Origin of the sequence: Paenibacillus glycanilyticus (assembly GCF_030161375.1) — a bacterium.
GTDB lineage: Bacteria > Bacillota > Bacilli > Paenibacillales > Paenibacillaceae > Pristimantibacillus > Pristimantibacillus glycanilyticus_B.
Window position 1 is genome coordinate 54,734 of the sequence record NZ_BSSQ01000026.1, and the last position, 10,240, is coordinate 64,973.

12 protein-coding genes are annotated in these 10,240 nt (G+C 47.4%); 10 read left to right on the top strand and 2 right to left on the bottom strand.

Features of this window, described 5'->3' with window-relative positions; genetic code table 11:
• Positions 1 to 293: 293 nt before the first annotated feature.
• The 7 genes from truA (at position 294) to QQK89_RS27350 (ending at position 6,291) form a co-directional block, all read left to right on the top strand.
• A complete protein-coding gene (gene truA, locus QQK89_RS27320) occupies positions 294 to 1,040 on the top strand; it encodes a tRNA pseudouridine(38-40) synthase TruA (protein ID WP_284241930.1) in 747 nt (248 codons plus the stop codon).
• A 195-nt stretch (positions 1,041 to 1,235) separates the two neighbouring features.
• Positions 1,236 to 1,673 (top strand): 50S ribosomal protein L13, encoded by a 438-nt coding sequence (gene rplM, locus QQK89_RS27325; RefSeq protein WP_167282903.1) that lies wholly within the window; start codon positions 1,236 to 1,238, stop codon positions 1,671 to 1,673.
• Between the two features lie 18 nt (positions 1,674 to 1,691).
• Positions 1,692 to 2,084 (top strand): 30S ribosomal protein S9, encoded by a 393-nt coding sequence (rpsI, locus tag QQK89_RS27330; RefSeq protein WP_015847193.1) that lies wholly within the window; start codon positions 1,692 to 1,694, stop codon positions 2,082 to 2,084.
• Positions 2,085 to 2,295: 211 nt separating this feature from the next.
• Complete coding sequence (locus QQK89_RS27335; RefSeq protein ID WP_284241931.1) at positions 2,296 to 2,991, top strand: phosphoadenylyl-sulfate reductase; 696 nt, start codon at positions 2,296 to 2,298, stop codon at positions 2,989 to 2,991.
• A 59-nt stretch (positions 2,992 to 3,050) separates the two neighbouring features.
• Positions 3,051 to 4,214, top strand: a complete 1,164-nt coding sequence (gene sat, locus QQK89_RS27340) for a sulfate adenylyltransferase (protein ID WP_284241932.1) — start codon at positions 3,051 to 3,053, stop codon at positions 4,212 to 4,214.
• Positions 4,215 to 4,298: 84 nt separating this feature from the next.
• Positions 4,299 to 5,099 carry an N-acetylmuramoyl-L-alanine amidase CwlD gene (cwlD, locus tag QQK89_RS27345; RefSeq protein WP_284241933.1) on the top strand — a complete coding sequence of 267 codons (801 nt, stop codon included), beginning with the start codon at positions 4,299 to 4,301 and terminating at the stop codon, positions 5,097 to 5,099.
• 97 nt (positions 5,100 to 5,196) lie between these two features.
• The gene (locus QQK89_RS27350; protein WP_284241934.1) at positions 5,197 to 6,291 is read left to right on the top strand and encodes an Mrp/NBP35 family ATP-binding protein; all 1,095 of its coding nucleotides are present in this window, start codon (positions 5,197 to 5,199) and stop codon (positions 6,289 to 6,291) included.
• A gap of 81 nt (positions 6,292 to 6,372) precedes the next feature.
• On the opposite strand, the gene gerD is transcribed toward QQK89_RS27350, so the two are convergent.
• Positions 6,373 to 7,062, bottom strand: a complete 690-nt coding sequence (gene gerD, locus QQK89_RS27355) for a spore germination lipoprotein GerD (RefSeq protein WP_284241935.1) — start codon at positions 7,060 to 7,062, stop codon at positions 6,373 to 6,375.
• A gap of 181 nt (positions 7,063 to 7,243) precedes the next feature.
• On the opposite strand from gerD, the gene QQK89_RS27360 reads away from it, so the two are divergent.
• Positions 7,244 to 7,867, top strand: coding sequence for a KinB-signaling pathway activation protein (locus QQK89_RS27360; protein WP_284241936.1), 624 nt, complete (start codon positions 7,244 to 7,246; stop codon positions 7,865 to 7,867).
• A gap of 3 nt (positions 7,868 to 7,870) precedes the next feature.
• Here the strand turns inward: QQK89_RS27360 and pdaB are convergent, their stop codons facing one another.
• Positions 7,871 to 8,695 carry a polysaccharide deacetylase family sporulation protein PdaB gene (pdaB, locus tag QQK89_RS27365; protein WP_284241937.1) on the bottom strand — a complete coding sequence of 275 codons (825 nt, stop codon included), beginning with the start codon at positions 8,693 to 8,695 and terminating at the stop codon, positions 7,871 to 7,873.
• A 350-nt stretch (positions 8,696 to 9,045) separates the two neighbouring features.
• Here pdaB and QQK89_RS27370 point away from each other — a divergent pair, with 350 nt between their 5' ends.
• On the top strand, positions 9,046 to 9,669 hold the full coding sequence (locus QQK89_RS27370) for a stage II sporulation protein M (protein WP_284241938.1): 624 nt from the start codon (positions 9,046 to 9,048) through the stop codon (positions 9,667 to 9,669).
• Positions 9,670 to 9,801: 132 nt separating this feature from the next.
• The gene (locus tag QQK89_RS27375; protein WP_015847185.1) at positions 9,802 to 10,023 is read left to right on the top strand and encodes a hypothetical protein; all 222 of its coding nucleotides are present in this window, start codon (positions 9,802 to 9,804) and stop codon (positions 10,021 to 10,023) included.
• The last annotated feature ends 217 nt before the right edge of the window (positions 10,024 to 10,240 follow it).

Consider the following 10,240-nt stretch of genomic DNA (forward strand, 5'->3'; position numbering starts at 1 on the left):
CCTCTTTCGTTGGGAGTGACTCTGGCGATATGTGTGCTGCGTAAAAGGTTTGGACCTCCGATCGCTGTTGTTTCAGAATTTCTTCTAACAACTCGCTTAAGCGGTTGAAATTCTGAAACAAAGGCGAGCGCTACGCTTCTCCGGCTCAAACCTTTTACTCCGCTCACACAGCCAGAGTACTACCAAAAGAAAAGAAGCAAAGAAAAAGAGAGGCCGAAAAGGTTCCACCCTTTTGAATTAAGGGGATTAAAGGTTAACAGCATTGGTTATTGCAGATGGGGAGGTGGTGAAGGATGAGGAACATAGCAGCGACGGTAAGCTACGACGGGACGGACTTTAACGGGTTTCAGTCTCAGCCGTACGGACGGACCATCCAGCAGGAAATCGAACTGGCGATCAAGAAACTGACCGGCGAGGATATTATTATTCTCGGGTCTGGCAGAACGGATGCCGGCGTTCATGCTTATGGGCAAGTGTTCAACTTCTTGACGGAATCTACAATTCCCGCAGAACGTTGGGCGATTGCGCTCAATACTCGGTTGCCGAAGGATATTGTTATCCTGGAGGCGCATGAGGTTGAGGAAGCGTTCCATTCGAGGCGATCAGCGAAGCGTAAGACGTATCGCTATACAATCGATATGGGGAAGTTCCCGGATGTGTTCTATCGTCGTTATTCGTTCCATCATCCTACACCGCTTAATGTAGAAGCTATGCAGCAGGGACTTAATTACCTTGTGGGAGAGCATGACTTCACTTCATTTACGTCTATTCACTCGACTAAGCCGCATCATGTTCGGACTATCTACGAGGCTTATTTCGAGCGCGAAGGACAAATGCTCCATATGTACATGACCGGTAACGGATTTCTCTACAACATGATTAGAATTGTGATGGGTACAATGCTTCAGGTTGGCCAAGGGAAGCGGAAGCCGGAAGATATGGCGCGCATATTGGAAGGCTGCAAACGTTCATTGGCAGGGCCTACAGCAATGCCACATGGTCTAATGCTGATGAAGGTAGAATATCCGCAGGAATCGTAATTTACATTTAATAACTTCTTGATTTAGGCCATTATCTATAGTAGAATATAACTTGTGCTTTCTTAGTGGCTCTCCCACAGCCCCGACTAAGATTGTCACAAACTTGGCGAGCAAGACCTGATATTACAAATGTAAATTACGTGAACCGTTGTTTAATAAAAACTTTAACTGTAATGGAAATAAGGAGGATCATCCATGCGTACTACGTATATGGCTAAGCCAAATGAAGTTGAGCGCAAATGGCACATCATTGATGCTGCTGGTAAAACGCTCGGCCGTCTGGCTACTGAAGCTGCTAGCCTGATCCGCGGCAAGCACAAACCGCAATTCACTCCTCACGTTGACACTGGCGATTTCGTTATCGTTATCAACGCTGACAAAGTGGTTCTGACTGGTAAGAAAATGCAAAACAAAATGTACTACCGTCACTCTGGTTACTCTGGTGGTTTGAAAGTAACTCCAGCACACGAGATGATCGCTAAAAAAGCTGACCGCGCTATCGAACTGGCTGTTCACGGCATGTTGCCAAAAACTCGCCAAGGTAACGCAATGAAACTTAGACTTAAAGCATACGCTGGTTCGGAGCATCCGCATCAAGCACAAAATCCAGAAGTTTACGAACTTCGCGGTTAATAAGGGGAGGACAGTTTCATGGCACAAGTTCAATACTATGGAACCGGTCGTCGTAAACACTCTGTTGCACGTGTACGTCTGGTGCCGGGTGAAGGACGAATCATTGTTAATAAACGTGACCTGAACGAATACTTTGGTCTGGAAACATTGAAGCTTATCGTTAAGCAACCATTGGTTCTGACTGAAACTTTGAATAACTACGACGTTATCGTAATCGCTAACGGCGGCGGTATGTCTGGTCAAGCTGGCGCTATCCGCCACGGTATCTCCCGTGCTCTGCTCAAAGCAGACCCTGAGTTCCGTCCAGCTCTGAAACGTGCTGGCTTCCTGACTCGTGACCCACGCATGAAAGAACGTAAAAAATACGGTCTTAAAGCTGCTCGTCGCGCGCCACAATTCTCGAAACGTTAATATCGTCATCAAACACCTTCTCTGTTTTGCAGAGAAGGTGTTTTTGTTTTCTGTTTATGTTTTACATAGGGTTTACTTGTCCTCTCGGACAAATCCCAAGAACTTTATTTCATTTTGGTGAAAACTAATATTGAACAATTACCTGTTAGAACGTATACTTTACTTAATAGCATATGAAGTTACTTGGAATTAATAAACGGAGGGCAAAGACATGAACCTGTTCGAAAAAGAAGCATTGGTGAAACAAAAAGCGGAAGAACTTGAAAATGCATCGCCAGAAGAAATTTTGGCCTACGCTGTAGAAACATTCCCTAATATTACGTTTGCATGCAGCTTTGGTGCGGAAGATGTTGTATTGGTCGACATGTTGCAAAAAGTCAGCCCCAAAACGGATATTTTTTATTTAGATACAGACTTCCATTTCAAAGAGACTTATGAAACACGCGACCGTATGGTTGAACGTTATCCCGGCATTCCTTTCGTTCAAGTGAAGCCTCTGATCACGCCGGAAGAGCAAGCCGAGAAACATGGTGCCGAGCTGTGGATATCGGACGCTAATGCTTGCTGCAACATTCGCAAGGTTGAGCCGCTCACCCGTATTCTTTCCAAGTATGATGCATGGATTACGGGCATTCGCCGCGATCAAGCTCCAACGCGCGCAAATGCGAAAAAAGTAGAATATGACACAAAATTTGGTCTTATTAAATTTAATGCTATCGCCGGTTGGACTTCGGAACAGGTATGGGACTACATTCGCGAGAATAACGTTATTTATAACCCGTTGCATGATAATAACTACCCAAGCATTGGCTGCGAGTATTGCACGCGCCAAGTCATGCCAGGCGAAGATCCTCGAGCGGGTCGTTGGTCCGGCCAGGAGAAAACGGAATGCGGCCTGCATAAATAAGTTGTTTGAAATGAAATAGCCGGTATCCCCAGCTTCACTTACCGAGGAGGCTATCAGCGATGAGTCAGATTTTACCGCATGGCGGCGAACTTGTGAATCGTCTCGCTACTGGCGAGCAACGTGAAGCGTTTTTGAACGAAGCGAAGTCATTGACTACGATTGTAATCAATAACTGGACCGTATCTGACCTTGACCTGATTGCTGTTGGGGCTTTCTCTCCGTTGAAGGGGTTCATGAACGAAGATGACTACCGATTGGTAGTGGAACACATGCGCCTTGTTGACGGTACCGTATGGAGCATTCCAATTACTTTGGCCGTAGAAGAAGCTAAGGCAACAGAGCTGCAAATAGGTGCTCGAGCTGCTCTAATAGGGGAGAATGGCATTACTTATGGCATCATCGATGTAGAGAGCATCTACAACGTTGATCAGAAGGAAGAAGCTATTAGCGTATTTAAGACTGAAGATCGGGAACATCCAGGCGTCCAGAAGCTGCTTGCCCGTCCTTCTACGTACGTTGGTGGTGCTGTAACCATTCTGAATCGTCCAGAGCCAGAGAAGTTTGGCGAGTTTTATTTCGATCCTGCCGAGACACGCCGTATTTTTGCGGAAAAAGGATGGAAAACCGTTGTAGGCTTCCAGACGCGCAATCCGGTTCACCGTGCGCATGAATACATTCAGAAGACAGCTATGGAGATCGTTGATGCTCTCTTTTTGAACCCGCTTGTTGGCGAGACCAAATCCGATGACGTTCCGGCTAACGTTAGGATGAAGAGCTACTTAGCTTTGCTTGAGAATTACTATCCGGTTGACCGAGTATTCATGGGCGTATTCCCGGCGGCAATGCGTTATGCAGGACCTCGCGAAGCGATTTTCCATGCGATTGTTCGTAAAAATTATGGATGCAGCCACTTTATCGTTGGCCGCGACCATGCCGGTGTCGGCGACTACTATGGTACGTATGAGGCACAGGAGCTGCTTAAGACGATTCCTACAGAAGATCTTGGCATTACGCCTCTGTACTTCGAACATAGCTTCTATTGCAAGACATGCGGCAATATGGCAACAACAAAAACATGCCCGCATGGGAAAGAGGACCATCTGACACTGTCCGGTACGAAGGTGCGCGCCTTGCTACGCGACGGCATCTGCCCGCCGGCAGAATTTTCCCGTCCGGAAGTCGCTCAAATTCTGATTGAAGGCATGGCTCAAAAACAAGGTTAACTGTTGCCCGTCCATCATAAACAACCATCTCGTCCCATATAAATGATAATAAGATCATTTGTATGGGAACGGGGTGGTTTTTTTATGCGCCGAAGACGACTGGTCGTCTGGATGACCTATAAAGGAGCGCTTCGCATCGCGGGCGGTATGGCAGCACTTGTTTTGACATGGGTATTGCTCACGCAAACAAGCGAGCCTGTATCGCGTACCTGGACGTATTGGACACTGCCGCTTTCTGGGAAGACCATTGCGATCGACGCGGGGCACGGAGGCGTTGACGGGGGAGCGGTAAGCAAAGAAGGGGTTGTGGAGAAAGATCTAAACCTTGCGATCGCTCTGTACCTGAGAGATTATTTGCAGCAAGCAGGCGCTATTGTAGTACTGACCAGAGAAGGGGATTATGATCTTGCCGGTCAAGATACGAAAGGGTATTCGAAGCGCAAGACAGAGGATCTGCTGCAGCGGGTTGCCAACATTAAGGAAAGTAAGCCAAGCCTTGTCGTTAGTATTCACATGAACAGTATTCCGTCTGCGAAGTGGTCGGGGGCACAGACGTTTTTTAACCCTGCTAATCATCCGGACAACCAGGTACTTGCCACTTTTATACAAAACGAGATCCGCCGTAATCTTGAGAATACGAGCCGGGTAGCAGTGAAAGACAAAAATAATGTATATCTGCTTAAAGCGCTGGATGATATCCCGACGGCACTTGTGGAAGTTGGCTTTCTGTCCAATCCGGGCGAAGCCGCACGGCTTGCCGATTCCAATTACCAGCGACAGGTAGCCGCTTCGATCTATCAGGGCATTCTCCGGTATTCCTCCGGGGAGAAGCTTAGTGCCGATACGGCAATGGAAGAGGAGACGCAGCCAGAACCGAGCAATTAACCTTGTCCCGCTTAGTATGCTATAATCATTATAAATAAGCAGTTATTCTATGCTTACACCTATAACAACTCTCTTACATAAAAGGTGGGACTCATTCATGTTGACACGTGAACAAGCTTTGGAAGCCGTCGCTTCAGTGACGGCCCCCTATAGCGCGGACACCGTTTCCGTCCGCGATGTCGTTGTGAAGGACCGTCAAGTATCGATGACGGTCCTGACTGCCAGCGAGGACATTCGTCCCTCGCTGGAATCCGCGCTGCGCGAAGCGCTTGCGCGGGCTGGCGCCGAAACCGTGCATTGCCGGTTTCGTGCGCTTGATGGCGGCGCGGGCGCAGCTGCCGCGCCGCAAGGCCAGGCCGGCGGCAAAGCCCAGCCGGCCGCGGCAAACGGCCCCGTACAAGGGCACGCGGCCGGCCTGGACAGCCCGCTGCTCGCCCCTGGCAGCGGCACGCAATTCATCGCCGTCGCCAGTGGTAAAGGCGGCGTCGGCAAATCGACGGTGACCGTCAATCTTGCGGTCGCCTTAGCCCGTAAAGGCAAACGCGTCGGTATTATCGACGCGGATATTTACGGCTTCAGCGTGCCAGATATGATGGGCATCGAGACCCGTCCCGAGATCGTGAATGAACGCGTCGTTCCGATCGAGCGTTTTGGCGTCAAAGTCATTTCGATGGGCTTCTTCGTCGAAGACAACAGCCCGATCGTATGGCGCGGGCCAATGCTTGGCAAGATGCTCCGCAATTTCTTTGCGGAGATCGAATGGGGCGAGCTAGATTACTTGCTACTCGACCTTCCGCCTGGTACAGGGGATGTGGCACTTGATGTCCATCAGATTATTCCGCAAAGCAAAGAGATCATTGTAACCACTCCGCATGCGACAGCAGCGTTTGTTGCGGCCCGTGCTGGAGCGATGGCGATCAAGACCAAACACGAGATTATCGGCGTTGTCGAGAACATGTCGTATTACAAATGCAGCAAATGCGGAGAACCCGAGTACATCTTTGGCCGAGGCGGCGGTGCCCGTCTGGCAGAGAACCTTCACTCCGAGCTGATGGCTCAAATTCCGCTGGGGCAGCCGGATAACCATATCTCCGAGCCTGACTTCTCGCCGTCGGTATACAAAGCCGAGTCCGAGACGGGTGCGATCTATTTAGATATAGCCGAGCAAGTCATTCAGAAATGCGGCCGTTAATCTAATCATAAGAAAAAGCCCGGACGGGAGGGGAGCTCTAATGCTCCTGACCCGACCGGGCTTTTTTTGCTTAAGCGTAGGTTAGGTCGAGGAGTCCTCGCCATCGCCGCCGCCATCTTGACTTTGCTTATCTTCTTCGCTGCCGCTATCGCCGCCGCCATCTTCTTGCTTTTTGTCCACTTTTTCGTCCGGCTTCGGCTTAAGCTCTTCCTGAACCGCTTTTTTCATCAGATCAAGCACCTCAAGACGGAAGAGAGGGTTTTGCATGGACTCCTGCATAAGCGACATCACTTGCTTTTTATATTGCGTGCTTTGCAGTACTTCAAGAATCAACTTGTCCATTTCCGGTGTTTTGAGCGCTTTTACCATTTCCTCTTGATACGACGGATCCTTCATCAATTCTTTATGGATGTCTTTGTTCTGCTTGTTTACGGCTTTGGCGAATTCACCGGCGAACCGGGTATCCGTCATTAACGTTTTGATTACCTTGTCGTACTCCGGAGACACCATGACATCTTTGACGGCCAAGCGCACTTGTTCCTGGTCTTGTACAGACAGAAGTTTCGTTCCGCTGCCGTTATAGCCTGACAATTGCTGAGCGGATTCCTGCAAGGCCTTTTGCGCGTCTTCCGTTTTCAATATATCGATGACCATTGACTTCATATCCTTGTAACTCATTTGCTGACTGCTTCCGGATGATTCCGCACCGCAGCTTGTTAATACAAAAGTTAGGGCGGAAAGCGCCGTTAATAAAGCCAATCTCATGCGCATGCTCCAATGATCTCCCTTCTATGGCACCATAGCTGAATTTATAACGTAGTATGCGTTAAAGTTCACGGGATTATCATGGCTTCGTAGTTAGCTTTTTATGACGAACGTGGTAAAATAATGGAGGTGCGGGAAGGGCTTTCACAGCGTGGACTTCGCCAAACATGAAGGAGGATAACTGAATATGAATTTGAAAAGATGGTTTTTTCTTTTTTGGAGCTGCATGGCCGTTGGAGCTGCCGTTACGGTAATCAGCGGATCCATCATGCAATGGACGGACCAGTCCTTCGGATTTATGGGGCTTGAGGCAGCCGGCTTTAACGCCTTCATGATGGCGATGGTCGGTTTATTGATAGGAGCATTCAGCCAAATGGGGTTCTTTGCTTATCTAACATTGAACTACATTGCTTTAAGTATTTTCCGCAAGAGCTATCTCTGGAACGCTCTCCAAGGTTATACAACCGTGTTTGCCGTATTTGGTCTCGGATACCTGCTTTATGAGCAACGGACAAACAATTGGTTTTTCTGGGTACTGCCACTTGGTCTATTATTATTCTCGCTTGGAGCAGCCTACATAAAAATCAAACAAACGAATGCAAGCGCGTTTGTGCCAACTACGTTCCTCATGTTTTTCGTTACATTTATTGAAGCTTGGCCGGCGTTGCAAGGGGAGACGAACATATCGGCGATCATATTTATGATCATTCCGCTCTTTATTTGCAATGGTTATCAAATTCTCATGTTGCCTAGGCTACTTCAGAAAAAAACAACAACCGGCTCTGCAACATCTGCAAAGCCGGTCGCGTAATAATCAGTATCCAGAATCCGCAGCTTCCACCGCGTCTTCGGGTCCCATCATCGTAAGCGAGGTCGTTTTGTCCTGAACAGCGCGGCCTTCCGATTCTGTTTGGTTGATCAGCTCGGATACCGATACGAACTCATAACCTTTGGCGCGAAGCTCGTCAATGATCACAGGGAGCGCTTCATGGGTTTGTTTGACCGAGTCGCTCGCGTGCATGAGAATAATATCCCCATTGTGAGCGCGGCTTACAACACGGTTAATGATCTTGTCCGTTCCGATGTTCAGCCAATCCATGGAATCGGTATCCCATTGAATGACTTTGTAGTTAAGCTCTTCTGCAATGCGGAGTACCCGTTTATCGAAATCTCCGTTCGGCAGGCGGATCAAGTTCGGCTGTTTGCCGGTGAGATCAGACAAGATTGTGTGGGCGGTCTGAATTTGCGTGCGGATCTCCTCATCGCTGAGCTTGCTGTAGTTGTCATGCTTATGGCCGTGGCTGCCGATCTCAAAGCCGTCGTTCACGATATCTTTTACAATATCGGGATGCGATTGGCTCCAAGGCGAAGACAAGAAGAAGGTAGCCTGTTTCACGCCTTTGTCTTGCAATACCTTCAAGATAGGTTCAGCACGCTTGTCCCCCCAGCTGATGTCGAAAGTCAATGCAACAACCTTCTTATCCGTAGGGACGCTGTATATAGCAGCCGGCTGCTGCGGTGAGAATACCGTGATGTTGTCTCTTTCCGCGTAGATTACCCCTACAGAGAAGACGAGTGCGAGTACAATAAGGAAGTTCCGTTTCAATCTCCGACCGTTTAGTACATAAAAGAAGTTCATCTGATAAGGCTCTCCTTTCTAATGGAAGCTTGTTCTAGTACAATCTATGCTCGTACATCCAAGATATTCATGCTTGTTCAAACTATCGTACAAGTTGTTTGGCGGCCGTTACAATTCTTTAGGTAAAATGCTTACGAAGTAAGAATGATCACAATTACCCTTATATGAGGGCAATAAACGTGCTAATTCTTTAAGAGAAATGCTTACGAAGTAAGAATTAACACAATTGGCCATACGGAAGGCTAATATAGGTGTTAATTCTTTAAGAGGAATGCTTACGAAGTAAGAATTATCACAATTGCCCTTACACAAGGGCAATAAGTGTGTTAATTCTTTTTAGGAGGAGAGCTATGTTTCGCTGGTCCGAAATAAAAGCCCATTTCAAAATCATGAATCCCTACATAACGTTTGGATTCATTTTGTTTTTTGCCGGTCTTGTTGTCGGAGGGACTAACAGTGCATTAAGTGATTACCTCGAGCAGCAGATTCGAGCTCTTGGGAATGTAGCGGAATCATTGGAGAAGACCGATAATCCAACCTTGGCCTTTATGGTGTTCATTTTTTTAAACAACGCCATTAAATCGATATTTATCATTTACATTGGCGCTATCCTAGGGATCATTCCGATCTTTTTCCTCGTGCTTAACGGAATGATTGTAGGGTTTCTGCTGCATCATGTTGCAGAGACGCAAGGTACGTGCGATATGTTTAGCGTTATACTGGGGCTTCTACCGCATGGCATTATTGAAATCCCTGCAATTGTCGTGGCATGCGCGTACGGGATGAAGTTTGGTGTGCTATTGCTCAAAGCATTAGGAAGGTTAATTATACCGGGGAAAGAAGCGGGCAAATCCGGACGAGAGATCGAATATTTCATGGTCAGATCGGTTCCGGTTGTCGTTATTTTAACGGTAGCATTGCTTATTGCAGCAATAATTGAGAGTACAATAAGCGTTTGGATAAGTTCGTTGTAATATTTTTCCCAAATATTGTGCATAACAGTAAAGCGGTGTCTGGATGCGTTATCGCAAGACGCCGCTTTTGCTTTACAATGCTGCAACAACAGCTGCATGGCCAAACACTGCTTAGGAGGGCGCACATTAGTTATGCTAGGAATTCTATTCAACGACAAAGAATGCAAAGAACTCGATTACGTCCTGCGCAAAGAACTAGACGAAATGCTTCTTGATCTGAACGATAACCGTTTGGACGGAGATATTAAGCAAGCAATTACAAGACGTTACAAAATCATCTTCCGTATGTACGCTCGGATTGCTTCCCCGAAAGAGCTGTCCCGTTATGCTTTAAATGTTCGAAATTACAGGTAGAAAAATCCATTAAAAAAGTTTCAAAAAAAGGGTTGCAATCCTATAGTCGTCCATGATATATTATCTCTTGTCGCCGCTGAGATACGCGGTGGTGAACGAAAAAGAAATTGTTCTTTGAAAACTGAACACCGAGCGAACCTGCCCCGTTATTTATAACGGAAAAGCGATAAAACAAAGTTTGAGCAAGTCAAACACCATTTCATGGAGAGTTTGATCC